A 15694-nucleotide genomic window follows, 5' to 3' on the forward strand; every position below is an offset into this window, starting at 1 on the left:
GGAATACCCGTGTTTTGCAGGGTTTGACGGTATTTCTGGCTGGACAGACAGGCATTCGCAGGGGCAGGGTTTCAATATGCCACATGACCACTCTGATCACCCGCATGCCTTGCTCCCTCCAGATCCTGCGCTGCGGGTCAAGGCACTTGAGACGATTCTGACTCGTAAAGGGTTGATTGATCCGGCAGCGCTGGATGAAATCATCGATACCTATCAGAATAAGATAGGTCCGCAGAACGGTGCCCGTGTTGTTGCCCGTGCCTGGAGCGATCCGGCTTTCAAAGATGCGCTGCTTGCGGATGCTGATCCGGTGTTGGCCGGGCTTGGGTATTCCGGACGGCAGGGCGAGCATATGGTGGTGGTCGAAAACAAGCCTGCACAGCACAACATGGTCGTCTGCACCCTGTGCAGCTGCTATCCATGGCCGCTGCTGGGCATTCCGCCTGCCTGGTACAAGTCTGACGCTTACCGGGCTCGTGCGGTGCGGGAGCCGCGCGCGGTGCTGGCCGATTTTGGCGTGTCGCTCCCCGAGGGAACCCGAGTGCGGGTCTGGGATTCGACGGCGGAGGTGCGCTATTTAGTGCTTCCGATGCGGCCCAAGGGAACAGAAGGTCTAACCGAGGATCAACTGGCAATACTGGTTACCCGCGACAGCATGGTTGGCACCGGTCTGCCCAGATCGCCCGAGGGTAAGACGTGAGCCGTGTTCATGACATGGGCGGGCGATTCGGAGATGGCCCGGTCCGCCCTGATGCCCCGAATGCGCCCGTTTTCGCCACCGAATGGCACGCCCGCGCCTTGGCCGTGACCCTTGCCTGTGGCGCCCTTGGACAGTGGAACATCGATACCTCGCGACATGCCCGCGAACAGCTTTCCCCGATCGATTACACCCGCTTCAGCTATTACGAGATCTGGCTCGCGGCTCTCGCGGATCTTCTGGTTCACAAGGGCGTGTTGAGCGAGGATGATCTTGCCGGGCAGGGCAGCGATGCGCCGCATCCTCTGGCGGAAAAGCGACTGACTGCAGATGCGGTTGCTGGTGTTCTTGCCAAGGGCGGTCCGGCGGATCGTGAGGGCGGGCCGGAGCCGCTGTTTGTAGAAGGGCAGGCCGTGCGCACCCGTCATCCCGGTGGCAATCGTCGGGTCAGTGGCGGCCATACCCGGCTGCCCACCTATGCCACTGGCGCAACCGGACGCATCCTGCGCCTGCATGGCACCCATGTTCTGCCGGACAGTGCCGCGCATGGGTTGGGGGAGGCGCCAGAGCCGCTTTACGCCGTGGTCTTCCCGGCGGGTGAACTCTGGAGCCACCCGGAAAACCCCGAAGACGAGGTGGTTCTGGATCTGTGGCAAAGTTACCTGGAACTGGTCTGAGGCGGGCGATGAACGACTGTATTTCCCCTACTGCCCCTGATCCGGTGTTCGAGCAGCCCTGGCACGCGCAGGCTTTTGCCCTGACCGTGCATCTGAACGAAACGGGTTGCTTTACCTGGGGGCAGTGGGTCGCGCGTTTCTCTGCCATGCTGGCCCGTCATGGGCTCTCAAAAGAGCTGAACGGCGGCGATGATTACTTCGCGGCATGGCTGGAAACGCTCGAGGCGATTCTGGCTGAAGACGGCGCAGCCGTCCCGGAAGAGATCGAAACTACCCGCAGCGAGTGGGAAAATGCCTATCTGGTAACGCCACATGGCGCTCCGGTCAGTCTGCTTGAGGACTAAGCGCGAAGAAAGCGGCGCTCGGTGGCCGCCTGCGGCGAATTTGCGGTTTTCCTGTCCTTGTCACACCGCTATACCGGCTCGGGTTTGAACGAGACAGTTATGAAGGACCTGATATGGCCAATGTCGTCGTAGTCGGCGCCCAGTGGGGTGACGAGGGAAAAGGCAAGATCGTGGACTGGCTGAGCGAGCGCGCCGATGTGATCGCGCGCTTCCAGGGCGGCCATAACGCCGGCCATACGCTGGTGATTGACAGCAAGGTCTACAAGTTGCACGCACTGCCGTCTGGCGTTGTGCGCGGCGGCAAGCTCTCGGTGATTGGCAATGGTGTGGTCCTGGACCCCTGGCATCTGGTCAAGGAGATCGAGACGGTCCGCGCCCAGGGCGTCGATATCACGCCCGAGACGCTGATGATCGCCGAGAACACGCCGCTGATTCTGCCGCTGCACGGCGAGTTGGACCGCGCTCGCGAAGAGGCCGCCAGCAAGGGCACCAAGATCGGCACCACCGGTCGCGGCATAGGTCCGGCCTACGAGGATAAGGTTGGTCGCCGCGCCATCCGCGTGGCGGACCTCGCGGATGATGCCACGCTTGAGGCACGCGTGGACCGCGCGCTGCAGCATCATGATCCGCTGCGCAAGGGCCTTGGCGTCGAACCCATCGACCGCGATGCGCTGATCGCACAGCTGAAAGAGATCGCACCCCAGATTCTGCCCTACGCGGCGCCGGTCTGGAAGGTGATGAACGAGAAGCGCAAAGCAGGCAAACGGATCCTGTTCGAAGGGGCGCAAGGGGCGCTTCTGGACATCGACTTTGGCACCTATCCCTTTGTGACCTCCTCCAATGTGATTGCAGGCCAGGCGGCCACCGGCGTGGGCATCGGCCCCAACTCGATCGACTATGTTCTGGGCATCGTCAAAGCCTACACCACCCGCGTTGGCGAAGGTCCGTTTCCGACCGAACTGCTTGGCCCGGACGGCAAGCCGGATGCGGATGGCGAACGCCTGGGCACCCGCGGTCATGAGTTCGGCACCACCACCGGCCGTCAGCGGCGCTGCGGATGGTTCGATGCCTGCCTGGTGCGCCAGACCTGTGCAACCTCCGGTATCAACGGGATCTCGCTGACCAAGCTTGACGTGCTGGATGGGTTCGAGACCCTGAAGATCTGTGTGGGCTACGATCTGGACGGGGAGCGTCTGGATTATTTGCCCACCGCCGCCGATCAGCAGGCGCGCTGCACGCCGATCTACGAGGAAATGCCGGGCTGGTCCGAGTCCACAGAAGGCGCACGCAGCTGGAACGATCTGCCGGCCAATGCCATCAAATATGTCAAACGTGTAGAAGAGCTGATCCAGTGCCCGGTCGCACTTCTGTCCACCAGCCCGGAGCGGGACGACACCATCCTGGTGACCGACCCGTTTGCTGACTGATGGCGGACAAAAGGGGCCTTAGCTACAAGGCGCGCCGCCGCTGGTCGCTGGTTCTGCTGCTGGTCGGCATGCCGCTTTATATTGTCGTGGCGGTGACGATCCTGAACTGGATGGATCGTCCGCCGATTTGGCTGGAGTTTGTGGTCTATGTGGCGCTTGGGATCTTGTGGGTGTTGCCGTTCAAATTCATCTTCCGAGGAGTAGGGCAAGCAGATCCGGATGAGGATCAGTCCTCAGACAATTAGGCCATGCCTGCCCCGTCCTTCGCATTCGTGTGTCGGGTAGGTCACAGCATCAAAAAAGGCGGGCCTTTTGGTCCGCCTTTTTGCATTGCAAGGATAGAGGCTGCTCAGCCCGCAGCACGTTTGGCCGGCTGAAAGCCGATATCTTCGGTGGCGACGAAACGCCCGTTTTCGGAACGCTCGATCTTGCCTTCACGCAAAAGCTGTCCAAATGTGCGCAGCCCGTCTTCGCGCTTGAACTCTGCCTTTCCGGACTTGCGCACAGCGTTCAACAGCTGAGGACGGGAGAAATGCTCGCGCCCTTCCACGAAGCTCATGTAGGCCGCAGCGGCTTCCAGAAGATCACGCAGCTCGATCGCGCCGTATTTCTGGGCATAGGCGGCAAAGCCTCCCTCTGCGCTTGGCTTGGCGCCCCCGTCATCAGCAAGAACCGATATGCGGCGTGGTCTGACTGCTGCCTTCTCGGCTGGGGCTGAGGTCTGCTCAGCCGGATCGATCCGCTGCTCGGCCACCAGCTTGAGGGGGGCAGGGCGCGCCACCGGGTTGGATTTGCGCAGCGGCTGCACGGCGCCACCGGTTGGGCGCCGTGGCGTGACAACACTGGCGAGGTCTTCGCGATAAGCGCCCTCACTGTCCTCAGATCCAGCGGTTCCTCCAGATGCCGGGTCCGCCTTTGCGGCAGCGACTGCGGCGCGCAAATGGTTGTAGGTTTCCCGGGAAGACGTTGTCTCCGGAGCGTCAAGCTTGGCATCTGCAGCGTCCATGAGACGGGAGACGTCGCTTTCTGCCACATTCGGCGCCTGTCGCGACGGCGTTGTTGGCTCGGCCGCAGGTGTGACACGCAGCTCCTCTTTCGCTGCAGCTTCGTTCTGTGAGGCCGCGTCATCTTGGGTCTCGCCCGGCGTATCATCCTCCGAAGCGGCGAGCAGTTCGGCTTCTACCGCTGCCAGCTCGCGCATCAGATCTTCTTCATCTTCCTCGGACAGCGAGCTTTCTGCCCTGCTGTCGGAGCGATTTTCGTCTGCAGGTGCCTCGGGCGTTGGCGCTGGAGCGGCAGGCGTGGGCATACCTGCAGATACCGCCTCCGGAACCTCTGCACGCTTTACCTTGATCACGCGCGCACGTCGCGGCGCCGGGGCCCTGGGGGTGGCCGCCGGTTCGACGGTTTGCACAGCATCCTCTGGCGTGGAGGTCTCGTCTTGTGCCTTGCCTTCGGCGCTGAGTTGAGACAGGACGCGGTCGATCTCGTCATCCTCTTCGGCCGCTGTATCACCTGCCTGAAGAAAGCCGGTTTCGGCGTTTTCTTCTGTCGGTGCATCCGTGGCAATCGCATCGGTGATATTGCTTGCGGCTTCCGGGAGGATGCTCTCTGCGTGCTCGTCTTCGGAGTAGTCATCGCCCGAGGATTTTGACACCACGGCCCGGATGCGCCGCAGCTTTGCGGCGATGCTTTCAGCAGAAGACGGAGGTTCGTCCGAAGGTGTCTGCAGAGAGACATCTTCGACTGCAATTTCTGCGGCATCAGGGAGCGCTTCTTCTTCTGCTTCGCTTTTTTCTTCACCGTCTGAAGGCGTTTCCGCGGCATGCGTTGCATTGGTGGCAGCTGCAGAGATCGCAGCGATCTTGGTTGCGTCGGGTGTAGGGGCGTCCTGTTCTGTAGCCACGGTGCTCGGGCTGGATGCGTCAGGCTGCGGGGGCGGGCTTGTCGCCTCTGCCGCTGCGGCTGTCACCTCGGCTTCTCTGTCGGTGGTGTCTGCTCCGGTGTCTGCCTCGGTCTTCTCGACCAACGCAGTTGCGGTCGGTTGATCCTCGGAGGCCATGTCAGGCTCAGCATGGGGCTCTGCCGACGAGGTGCTGTCGTCCTGCGGCGAAGGATCTGTCGATACGGCAGCGTGTTGCTGCTGTGCACTTGTCACGGTCGCTGCCGCTTCTGCGGCGCGCAGGTGAATCCCTCCGTCGCTGGTGCGGGCCTCGACCTGACGCGCGATCTCGCGCTGTGCGATACGGGCAAGCATGTCGGCATCGGGCTGCGGGGGTTCTGCGCCAAAATAGCGATCATCGGACGCCAGGTCGCGAAAATACTCTGCGATGGCCTTCATTGTGCCAAAGGAATCTTCGAACCCTTCAAGCGTGCAGGAGAAGGTCCCGTAGGAAACGGTCAAAACTTTGTTATTTTGTACCATAGGGCAGCTCGTCCTCACCAACGTCTTCGCTATTCATACTATGGAGCAGCAACGACAAATTCTGCGCGAATCCGTGCAATTGATCGTATCATTTTGTGTTTAGATTGTGACCTGTTTCCAGATCTGAGAGAAATCCCCGCATGAAGAAGCTGATTGTTGACGAAACCGGGCCAGTTACACTGGTCGGCGGCGGCTATATGGACGCTGATGACCTGAACGAGGCGCTGAGCCTTGCGCCGACGCTGGTTGCGGCCGATGGCGGTGCTGTCGCGGCGCTGGCCCAAGGGCATGTTCCGCAGGCTGTTATCGGGGATTTTGATTCGCTGCCCGGGCATACACGTAGCCTTTTGCCTCAGAAGGTTCTGCATCATGTGGCAGAGCAGGATACGACGGATTTCGACAAGGCCTTGCGCGCTATTCGAGCCCCCGTTGTTCTCGGCGCAGGTTTCCTCGGCGCGCGGATAGACCATCAGCTGGCTGCCTTTCACACACTCATCCAGCCCGGTCGCAGTCCGTGCATCCTGATCGGCGCGCATGAGCTGGTGTTCCACGTCACACGGCGCATTACCCTGCCGATGCAGGCGGAGGAGGTCGTATCTCTTTTTCCTATGCAGGAGGTAACGGGGCGGTCCGGCGGCTTGGTCTGGCCAATCGAGGGGCTGAAGATGTGCCCGGCCAGCCGGATCGGAACGTCGAATCGAGCTGAAGGCGACATGTGGGTCGAGGCGGATGGGCCGGGCCTGCTGGGCATCGTGCCGCGCGGCTATCTAGCCGATCTTATGCGGGCGATTGCGGGATAGGGTTCTTTGCGGCCTGCCGGGCCACTGACTGTTCACGCAGGATAACGTAAAGCCCCGCCGCAACAGTGATTCCAATTCCAACCGCTGCCATGGTGTTGGGCAGTTCCCTGAAGATCACCCATCCAAACAGCGTTGCCACAGGGATTTCAAGATACTGCATCGGGGCCAGGGTTGCGGCAGGGGCATAGCGCAGGCTCCATGTCATCAACAGGTGTGCACCGGTGCCCAGCACGCCGATGCTGACCATGAGGAAGCTGATCCACAGATCCGGCATGACGAGCTGCAGGCCGTCGATGTCAAAGGCATCCCCGATCAGCAGCATCGGCGCCAGCAAGACGCAAGCCATGCCGCCTGAGACGGCCTGTAGGCCGATGGGGTCGGTCTCCTTCGCGATCTGGCGCGTTACCATCATGAAAAGGGCAAAGATAACCGCAACTGCCAACGGCCAGAGCGCATGCAGGCCGACCGCCGCAAAGCTTGGCTGAATGACCAGAAGCGTGCCGACAAAGCCAACCAGGCAAGCAAGAATGCGACGCAGGCCAACTTCCTCATTGAGGATGAATTTGCCGATCATGAGCATGATGAACGGCATGACAAAAGCGATTGCGATGGCATCCGCCAGCGGGAGGTGTTTCAGCGCTGTGAACATCGCTCCAATTCCGCCGATATGCAGCAACGTGCGCAGGAAGGTCAGGCGCAAGACACGCCCCGTCATGCGCCAAATTCGTCCTCCCATCCACACCAGTGGCATCAGCAGGATCACCTGTGCCGCAAAACGTGCAAAAATCAGCAGCCCCAGCGGCATATGCTCGCCCAGGAGTTTCGCGACCGCGTCCCCCAAGGGGGCGAGGATGCAGAAACCGAGCATTAGCAAAATGCCAAGGAGAGGTCGATCTTGGGTCATGTGGCGCACGCTAGGCGCGCGCCTCGGGAAGGGCAAGGTACGGAATGGCGCCTGGTCAACAATTCGGCACGTTCACGGCCAACCCGCCAAGCGAGGTCTCTTTGTATTTCTCGTTCATGTCGGCGCCAGTCTGGCGCATGGTTTCGATGGCGGCATCCAGCGGCACGAAGTGCTGGCCGTCACCGCGCAGCGCCAGAGAAGCGGCCGAGACGGCCTTGATCGCACCGAGCCCATTGCGTTCAATGCAGGGGACCTGGACCAGACCCTTGACCGGATCGCAGGTCATCCCGAGGTGATGCTCAAGCGCGATTTCGGCGGCGTTTTCCACTTGCTCCGGGCTGCCGCCCAGAACAGCGCAAAGGCCGGCGGCAGCCATTGCTGCGGCCGAGCCGACCTCAGCCTGACAGCCTGCCTCTGCGCCCGAGATCGAGGCGTTGAACTTCACCAAGCCACCGATGGCTGCGGCCGTGAGCAGGAAGTCCTCGATATTGCGTTCGGAGGCGCCGGGGACATGGTCCAGATAATAGCGAAGAACTGCAGGCAAAACGCCGGCAGCCCCGTTCGTGGGGGCAGTCACCACTTGTCCGCCAGCGGCGTTTTCCTCGTTGACGGCCATGGCGTAGACGCTGATCCAGTCGTTGATGGTGTGGGGGGCGGACAAGTTCATGCCACGCTCTGCCAAAAGCGCCTCGTGAATGCCCTTGGCCCGGCGCCGCACGCTCAGCCCTCCGGGGAGGATGCCGTCCCGTTCAAGCCCGCGGTCGATGCAGTCATTCATCACCTGCCAGATCCGGGCGGTCCCGTTCTGAAAATCGATGGCGCTGCAGCGCGATACTTCGTTGGCCCGTTTCATGGCAGCGATGCTTTTGCCGCTTGCCTTTGCCATCTCCAGCATCTCGGCAGCGGTCTTGAAAGGATAGGGAACAGGGGCACCCTCATCGGTGGCCTTGCCCGCGGCGAGTTCCTCTTCGGTCAGGACAAATCCCCCGCCAACTGAGTAATAGACCTGTCGCAGGATCACGTCCCCTTGCGCATCGGTGGCCATCAGTATCATGCCATTGGCATGGCCGGGTAGAGCATGATCGTAGTCAAAGATAAGATCGGTCTTTGGGTCGAATTGCAGCTCTCCCAGGCCTTCGGGTGCAAGCGATTTGGTGTTATGGATGGCCGCCAGTGCGGCCTCTGCCTTTTCATCGTCATAGGTGTCGGGGACAAATCCGGCGAGGCCGAGAATCGTTGCCCGGTCGGTTGCGTGGCCCACACCGGTAAAGGCGAGCGAGCCATGCAATGAGGCGCGTAGCCCGTGAAAGTCAAAGGGCGATGCACGCATCAACTCGAGGAACCGTGCTGCGGCTACCATCGGTCCCATGGTATGAGAGGACGACGGGCCGATGCCTACTTTGAACATATCGAAAACGGAGAGGAACATTCAGGTGGCCGATCCTTCTGGAGGTTGAGCGGGAGAGGGGGAGGTGAAAGGTGTCATGCCGAGGCCTTCGGCTTGCTGGGCTTGGACGACGGAGGGCCGCTCTTCGAGGCGGGCAAGCATCTCGGCCAGGCGTGGTGTGTCGGCAAGTTCAAACCAGTTGCGCTTGCGCCCTTCGGGATAAAGCGCCATCCAGCGCATCAGGCAGGCAAGGTAGAGATCGAGGATCGACGGATTTTGCGCTGCAAGCCAGCCCGTGCTTTCGGCGGCCGCGGCCTCAATTCTGGCAAGATGCGTTTTCAGCCGACTTGAGATGCCTTCGTAAAGGGCGTCCTGATGGGTCGGGTCTGCTCCGATGTATTTGTGCGGATAGAACAGGACACGCAGATCGGCATGCAGGGTGTTTGACACAAAAAATAGCCATTTCAGCACCCAAGCCCGGCCCGGGTGATCTACACCCGGCGCTAAGGCGCCGTGCCGATCTGAAAGCCACAGGAGGATCGCTCCGGTCTCGAAAAGGGCGCCGTTTTCGGTTTCCAGAACCGGGATCAGACCGTGCGGGTTGAGACGGCGATAGGCGGCGCCGTCCAGTGCACCGCCGCGCCGGTCGACCAATACGGTCTCAAAGCGCTGCCCGAGCTCTATGAGCGCCAGGCGGATGATTAGCGAGGCGTTATCAGGAGCGTAGTGCAGGCGATAGCTTGGCGTCATGGGGAAACCTTAGGTAGCTTTGTCTTAGGGGTAACGTCCGTTTCCGGCGTTTCCAATAGGAAACACGGCCTTGATGTTGTCACATTTTGCGCGCCTTGCCCGGCCTTGTGCCGCAAGAACCCTGTGAAACGGCGCGATAGAGGCAAAAGCCCAATTGCCCCTCGCAGTTGCGGCCCGCTTTCCTTATAAGGCCTTCAAACCTCTTGCTGCGGAGCAGATGACATGACCGGAGAGCTCTCTCCCATCGACAAGGCCAAGTTCGTTGCAGCCAAACGGGCGGCCGACATGGTTGAGGATGGTATGCGGGTCGGTCTTGGCACTGGCTCGACGGCGGCTTGGCTGGTGCGCTGTCTTGGCGAAATGGTGCGCGAGCAGGGCTTGAAATTCACCGCCGTTCCCACCTCGAGTCGCACTGCCGAGCTGGCGCGCGAGATGGGGATCGATGTGATTTCGCTGGACGAGGCGAAGTGGCTGGACCTCACCATCGACGGTGCGGATGAATTCGACGAGGATCTGAACCTGATCAAGGGCGGCGGCGGTGCTCTACTCCAGGAAAAGATCGTCGCCACGGCCTCTGATCAAATGGTCGTTATCGCCGATGCGGGCAAGGAAGTGGAAACCCTGGGCGCCTTTCCTCTGCCGGTTGAGATCATTCCCTTTGGCTGGCAGACGACGCAGGCGCTGATCGAGGAAACCCTTGTTTCCATGGATGTCCTGGGCCGCTCAGCGACCCTACGGATGAACGGGGAGGCTCCGTTTGTGACCGATGAGGGCAACTACATTCTGGACCTGCACCTCAAGCGGATCGGAAACGTGCGCCAGCTCGCCATGGTGCTGAACCAGATCCCGGGCGTGGTTGAAAACGGTCTATTTATCGATATCTGTGACACCGTCATCATCGGATATGGCGATGGCACGGTAGAAACGCGCGACATAAACGAGGGCACGGTCGAGCAGGACAAGCTGGATTTTGTCGAAACCGACAATCTGTTCACCGACCTTGCGGACTAGGAAGGCAGCAATTCCATGAGTTTTGATTACGATCTCTTTGTCATTGGCGGCGGCTCGGGCGGCGTGCGTGCGGCACGAGTTGCCGCGGCTGGCGGGGCCAAGGTCGCGCTGGCCGAAGAGGACCGCTATGGCGGCACTTGCGTGATCCGGGGCTGCGTGCCGAAGAAACTGATGGTCTTTGCCAGCGAGTATTCCGGTATGGTCGAAGATGCGCAGGCCTATGGCTGGGACATCCAACCAGGCGCCTTTAACTGGGATGAATTCAAGGGCAAGCTGGAGGCGGAGTTGGATCGCCTTGAAGGCATTTATCGGAACCTCTTGAAAAACAGCGGTGTGGAAAGCTTTGATGCTCGGGCCAAGCTGGCAGACTCTCATACTGTCGAACTGTCGGACGGCACCCGCAAAAGTGCAAAGCATATCCTGATCGCCACTGGTGGCCGCCCCATCGTGCCCGAATTCCCCGGCAGTGACCTTGCGATCACCTCGAACGATATCTTCCATCTCGATAAGCTGCCGGAGAGTATCCTGATTGTCGGCGGCGGTTATATCGCATGTGAATTCGCCGGGATCATGAACGGTCTTGGTGTGAAGACCACTCAATACTATCGCGGCGCGCAGATCCTGCGCGGTTTTGATGACGAGGCGCGCGGTCTGGTCTCCGAGGAAATGTGCCAGTCCGGCATCGATCTGCATCTTGGCACCAATGTGCTGGAGATGGCCCGCGAGGGCGACAAGATCCGCGTCAAGGCCACGAATGGCGATGAGGCGCTGTTCGATCAGGTGATGTATGCCACGGGCCGCGCCCCCAATGCCGACGATCTGGGGCTTGAAGGCCTCGGTATCGAGCGCGGTCGCAAGGGCGAAATTCTGGTGGATAAATACAGCCAGACCGGGGTGCCGTCTGTCTATGCCATTGGCGATGTGACCGACCGGGTGAACCTGACACCCGTTGCAATTCGCGAAGGCATGGCCTTTGTGGAAACCGTCTTCAACGGCAACCCCACCAGCCCCGATCATGACCTGATCCCGACGGCGATCTTCACGCAACCGGAAATGGGCACTGTGGGCCTCAGCGAAGAAGAGGCGGCGCAGCAAGAGCCGATCGAGGTCTATGCGACCTCTTTCAAGCCGATGCAGCAGGCCTTTGCCGGGCGCGCCCAGCGGGTGCTGATGAAGCTGATCGTCAGCCAGGCCACGCGCAAGGTGCTGGGTTGCCATATCGTCGCACCGGGTGCGGGCGAGATGATCCAACTGGCGGGCATCGCGGTCAAGATGGGTGCAACCAAGGAAGACTTTGACCGGACCGTGGCGGTACACCCGACCATGTCCGAGGAACTGGTAACCATGAAAACACCTGTGCGGACGGCTTGAATATCGGGCCAAAAGATACAGGTTAGAGCACAGTAAAACTCTTGCCGCAAATTGCGGCAGCAAAGGGATAGGAGACATATGGCTGGCAATAGCGGTGGCCCCTGGGGGGGCGGAGGCTCTTCCGGCGGTGGCGGAGGCAACCGGGGTGACAACAACGGTGGTGGTGGCGGTGGCCGTCGCCCCGAGGATCCCCAAATCCCCGAGATCGACGAACTTCTGAAAAAGGGCCAGGAGCAATTCCGTGTCCTTATGGGTGGTCGTGGCGGCAATGGTACCGGCGGCGGTGGCCGTGGCGGTTCTGGCGGCGGCGCGCCTCTTTTCACAAAAGGCACCCTGGCGATTGGCGCGGTAGCAGCCGCTGTGCTGTGGGGCATGGCCAGCTTCTACTCGGTCAAAACCGAAGAACGCTCGGTCGAGCTTTTCCTCGGTGAGTATCTTGCGACAGGTCAGCCGGGTCTGAACTTCGCGCCCTGGCCGTTTGTCACCTACGAGGTTATCCCTGTTCTGGTCGAGCAGACCGAGAATATCGGGTCCGGTACGCGTGGTGTCGATGCAGGCCTGATGCTGACGGGTGACGAAAACATCATCGACGTTGATTTCCAGGTAGTCTGGAACATCAACGACCCGGCGCAGTTCCTCTTCAACCTCCGCGATCCGCGCGCCACCATTCAGGCGGTGGCGGAATCGGCCATGCGCGAGATTATCGCCCAGTCCGAACTTGCGCCGATCCTCAACCGTGATCGTGGCGTCATCACGGCCCGTCTGGAAGAGCTGATTCAAACCACGCTCGACAGCTATGACAGCGGTGTGAATATCGTCCGTGTGAACTTTGACCAGGCCGACCCACCGGAACCCGTGAAGGACGCCTTCCGCGAAGTGCAGTCCGCCGGTCAGGAACGTGATCGTCTGGAAAAACAGGCTGACGCTTATGCCAACCGCAAATTGGCGGCGGCCCGTGGTCAGTCCGCACAGACGCTGGAAGAGGCCGAAGCCTATCGCGCCCAGGTGGTCAACCAGGCCCGCGGTGAGGCGAGTCGTTTCTCGGCCGTTCTGGAAGAATATGAAAAGGCTCCGGATGTGACCCGTAAACGCCTTTATCTTGAAACCATGGAAGAGGTCCTTGGCAACGTGGACAAGGTCATCATCGATCAGTCCGTTAGCGAAGGTGGGCAAGGCGTGGTGCCCTATCTGCCCCTCAATGAATTGCGCCGGACGGAGGGCAACTGATGAACAAGTCGACCCTTATTCTCCCGATCCTAGTTGTTGCGGTTCTTGCGGGCCTGTCTGCGATCTTCATCGTGGATGAACGTGAAAAGGCTCTGGTGCTGCGCTTTGGCCGTGTGGTCGCGGTGCAGGAACAGCCCGGCCTTGCTTTCAAGATGCCGGTGATCGATGAGGTTGTGCGTTATGATGACCGCATCCTCAGCCTCGAGGTCGGCCCGTTGGAAGTCACCCCCGAAGATGATCGCCGTCTGGTGGTCGATGCATTTGCCCGCTACCGGATCACGGATGTACAGCAGTTCCGCGAAGCGGTCGGTGCCTCAGGTGTTCCGGGTGCGGAAAACCGCCTCGACAAGATCATGCGCGCCCAGACACGTGAGGTGCTTGGCTCGGTCAGTTCCAACGATATCCTTTCGTCGGATCGTGCCGCTCTGATGCTGCGTATCCGCAATGGTGCGATCAGCGAGGCCAGCGGCTTTGGCATTGAGGTGATCGACGTGCGTCTGAAGCGCACCGATCTGCCGCAGGCCAACCTTGAAGCCACCTTTGCGCGGATGCGCGCCGAGCGTGAGCGGGAGGCCGCCGACGAGATCGCCCGTGGTGAGGAGGCCGCGCAGCGGGTCCGCGCGCAGGCTGACCGTACCGAGGTGGAGCTGGTCTCCGAAGCGGAACGCGAAGCCGAGATCATCCGCGGTGAAGCGGACGCAGAGCGGAATGCCATCTTTGCCGAGGCCTATGGCCGCGATCCGGAATTCTTTGACTTCTACCGCAGCCTGACAGCCTATGCGCGCTCGATGCAGGGCGGTAATTCGTCCCTCGTACTCTCTCCGGATTCAGAGTTCTTCAACTACCTGAAGTCCTCCACCGGGGCGCCTGCATCGCAGTAATCCCGGCAAGCGGCTGATCCCGCACTCGACGTGAAACATATCAAGAGGCCGACCGTGGTGTCGGCCTCTTTTTCATTTTGCGCGAGGTAAAAACGATCGGAGAGGGCTACAATGGCTTTCACATCGTTTTGAAGACGTGCAACATTCGTTGCAGCAAGCGGTTGAGCCCCTACATTAGACCTATTCTGTAATTCTGCCCTATCCGCGGAACCGCAGAGACAGGTCAGGAGGAGAAACCGGAATGGCGATGACCGGAATACCGACAACAAGGAGTAGTGCCGTGCAGTCACAGGCAATTTCTTATTCGGACGCACAAGTCAGGAGCAGCCCCCCGTGGCGCTTGTTCATGCTGGCGTTGATCAGCGGCGTGATGGTGCTGGCGCAGGTTTTGATGGCTCAGGCCCGCCCCGAAAGCCTTGCGCCTCTGGCCGAGCAGGTCAGCCCGGCGGTGGTCAACATCACGACCACCACGGTGATCGAGGGACGCACGGGGCCGCAGGGCATCGTGCCCGAAGGGTCCCCGTTCGAAGACTTCTTCCGCGAGTTTCAGGATCGCAACCGCGGCAATGGCGACACACCACGTCCGCGCCGCTCGTCGGCCCTCGGGTCTGGTTTCGTGATTTCAGAGGACGGTTACATCGTAACCAACAACCACGTGATCGAAGAAGCCGATGAAATCGAGATCGAGTTTTTTCCGGGTGAAGGTCAGCCGGTGCAACCACTTCCGGCCAAGGTTGTGGGCACGGATCCGACCACGGATATTGCTCTTTTGAAGGTCGAAGCGCCCATGCCGCTGAAATTCGTGACCTTTGCCGACAGCGACACCGCCCGGGTTGGTGACTGGGTGGTTGCGATGGGTAACCCGCTTGGGCAGGGGTTCTCGGTGTCTGCCGGTATCGTATCGGCGCGTAACCGTGAACTGTCCGGGTCATATGACGATTACATCCAGACCGATGCCGCTATCAACCGCGGCAACTCGGGCGGCCCGCTGTTCAACATGGATGGTGATGTGGTTGGTGTGAACACAGCGATCCTGTCGCCCAATGGTGGTTCGATCGGGATTGGTTTCTCGATGGCCTCCAATGTTGTCAGCAAGGTTGTGAAGCAGCTCAAGGATTTTGGTGAGACCCGCCGTGGCTGGCTGGGTGTGCGCATTCAGGACGTGACGGACGATGTGGCCGAGGCGATGGGCTTAGATGCCGCTAAGGGCGCATTGGTGACGGACGTTCCGGATGGTCCTGCCAAGGATGCTGGCATGCTGTCTGGTGATGTGATCCTCAGCTTTGACGGGATCGAGGTGGAAGATACGCGCGGCCTTGTGCGCACCGTTGGAAACACCGAGGTGGGCAAGACAGTGCGGGTCGTTGTGTACCGAGAAGGCAAGACCGAAACGCTGAAGGTCACCTTGGGCCGACGCGAGGAGGCCGAGCGTCAGGCGTCTAGGTCCGGTGACGACAAGGACGCGCCCGAGCAGACCGAAAAGCAACTGCTTGGTCTGTCCGTCAGTGTGCTGACCGAAGAGCTGCGTGGGGAGCTGAACGTGCCTGCAGGCACCGATGGTCTGGTGATCATGTCGGTCGATGAAGCCTCCGAAGCCTGGGAAAAGGGCCTGCGGGCCGGGGATGTGATCACCGAAGCAGGGCAGCAGAAGGTCGCTGCGATTGCGGACCTCGAGGCGCGTATCGACGAAGCGCAGGAAGCCGGACGCAAGTCGCTGCTGCTTCTGGTGCGTCGCAGCGGAGAGCCGCGTTTCGTGGCGCTCAACCTCCCTGAGTGATTGGACAGCTTTGCCC

15 protein-coding genes are annotated in these 15694 nt (G+C 60.6%); 11 read left to right on the top strand and 4 right to left on the bottom strand.

Features of this window, described 5'->3' with window-relative positions; all coding sequences use genetic code 11:
- Window positions 1–76: 76 nt before the first annotated feature.
- From nthA to INS80_RS12900, 5 genes are all read left to right on the top strand, one after another.
- Complete coding sequence (gene nthA, locus INS80_RS12880; protein ID WP_192966022.1) at window positions 77–700, top strand: nitrile hydratase subunit alpha; 624 nt, start codon at window positions 77–79, stop codon at window positions 698–700.
- Complete coding sequence (nthB, locus tag INS80_RS12885; RefSeq protein WP_192966023.1) at window positions 697–1374, top strand: nitrile hydratase subunit beta; 678 nt, start codon at window positions 697–699, stop codon at window positions 1372–1374. The genes nthA and nthB overlap by 4 nt, the downstream gene beginning before the upstream one ends.
- 8 nt (window positions 1375–1382) lie before the next feature.
- Window positions 1383–1718 (top strand): nitrile hydratase accessory protein, encoded by a 336-nt coding sequence (locus INS80_RS12890; protein WP_192966024.1) that lies wholly within the window; start codon window positions 1383–1385, stop codon window positions 1716–1718.
- A 113-nt stretch (window positions 1719–1831) separates the two neighbouring features.
- Window positions 1832–3145: an adenylosuccinate synthase gene (locus tag INS80_RS12895; protein ID WP_192966025.1), complete on the top strand. Its 1314-nt coding sequence runs from the start codon at window positions 1832–1834 to the stop codon at window positions 3143–3145.
- On the top strand, window positions 3145–3390 hold the full coding sequence (locus INS80_RS12900) for a DUF2842 domain-containing protein (RefSeq protein ID WP_192966026.1): 246 nt from the start codon (window positions 3145–3147) through the stop codon (window positions 3388–3390). The genes INS80_RS12895 and INS80_RS12900 overlap by 1 nt, the downstream gene beginning before the upstream one ends.
- 104 nt (window positions 3391–3494) lie before the next feature.
- Here INS80_RS12900 and INS80_RS12905 read toward each other — a convergent pair whose 3' ends face one another.
- On the bottom strand, window positions 3495–5570 hold the full coding sequence (locus INS80_RS12905) for a chemotaxis protein CheA (RefSeq protein ID WP_192966027.1): 2076 nt from the start codon (window positions 5568–5570) through the stop codon (window positions 3495–3497).
- Between the two features lie 140 nt (window positions 5571–5710).
- On the opposite strand from INS80_RS12905, the gene INS80_RS12910 reads away from it, so the two are divergent.
- Complete coding sequence (locus INS80_RS12910; RefSeq protein WP_192966028.1) at window positions 5711–6370, top strand: thiamine diphosphokinase; 660 nt, start codon at window positions 5711–5713, stop codon at window positions 6368–6370.
- Here the strand turns inward: INS80_RS12910 and INS80_RS12915 are convergent.
- From INS80_RS12915 to INS80_RS12925, 3 genes are read right to left on the bottom strand one after another with little or no spacing between them, the layout of a single operon-like run.
- On the bottom strand, window positions 6348–7274 hold the full coding sequence (locus INS80_RS12915) for a DMT family transporter (RefSeq protein ID WP_192966029.1): 927 nt from the start codon (window positions 7272–7274) through the stop codon (window positions 6348–6350). The genes INS80_RS12910 and INS80_RS12915 overlap by 23 nt on opposite strands.
- Before the next feature lie 55 nt (window positions 7275–7329).
- Complete coding sequence (locus INS80_RS12920) at window positions 7330–8703, bottom strand: L-serine ammonia-lyase (protein ID WP_192966030.1); 1374 nt, start codon at window positions 8701–8703, stop codon at window positions 7330–7332.
- Window positions 8704–9411 (bottom strand): glutathione S-transferase family protein, encoded by a 708-nt coding sequence (locus INS80_RS12925; protein WP_192966031.1) that lies wholly within the window; start codon window positions 9409–9411, stop codon window positions 8704–8706.
- Window positions 9412–9633: 222 nt separating this feature from the next.
- On the opposite strand from INS80_RS12925, the gene rpiA reads away from it, so the two are divergent.
- The 5 genes from rpiA (at window position 9634) to INS80_RS12950 (ending at window position 15678) form a co-directional block, all read left to right on the top strand.
- Window positions 9634–10422, top strand: a complete 789-nt coding sequence (gene rpiA, locus INS80_RS12930; RefSeq protein ID WP_192966032.1) for a ribose-5-phosphate isomerase RpiA — start codon at window positions 9634–9636, stop codon at window positions 10420–10422.
- A gap of 15 nt (window positions 10423–10437) precedes the next feature.
- Window positions 10438–11793 carry a glutathione-disulfide reductase gene (gene gor, locus INS80_RS12935; RefSeq protein WP_192966033.1) on the top strand — a complete coding sequence of 452 codons (1356 nt, stop codon included), beginning with the start codon at window positions 10438–10440 and terminating at the stop codon, window positions 11791–11793.
- Window positions 11794–11871: 78 nt separating this feature from the next.
- Entirely contained in the window at window positions 11872–13020 is a 1149-nt protein-coding gene (hflK, locus tag INS80_RS12940; RefSeq protein WP_192966034.1) for an FtsH protease activity modulator HflK, read from the top strand.
- Window positions 13020–13901: a protease modulator HflC gene (hflC, locus tag INS80_RS12945; protein ID WP_192966035.1), complete on the top strand. Its 882-nt coding sequence runs from the start codon at window positions 13020–13022 to the stop codon at window positions 13899–13901. Before hflK ends, hflC begins: the two co-directional genes overlap by 1 nt.
- A 346-nt stretch (window positions 13902–14247) precedes the next feature.
- On the top strand, window positions 14248–15678 hold the full coding sequence (locus INS80_RS12950) for a Do family serine endopeptidase (protein WP_226892619.1): 1431 nt from the start codon (window positions 14248–14250) through the stop codon (window positions 15676–15678).
- The last annotated feature ends 16 nt before the right edge of the window (window positions 15679–15694 follow it).

It is taken from the genome of Phycobacter azelaicus (genome assembly GCF_014884385.1).
GTDB lineage: Bacteria > Pseudomonadota > Alphaproteobacteria > Rhodobacterales > Rhodobacteraceae > Phycobacter > Phycobacter azelaicus.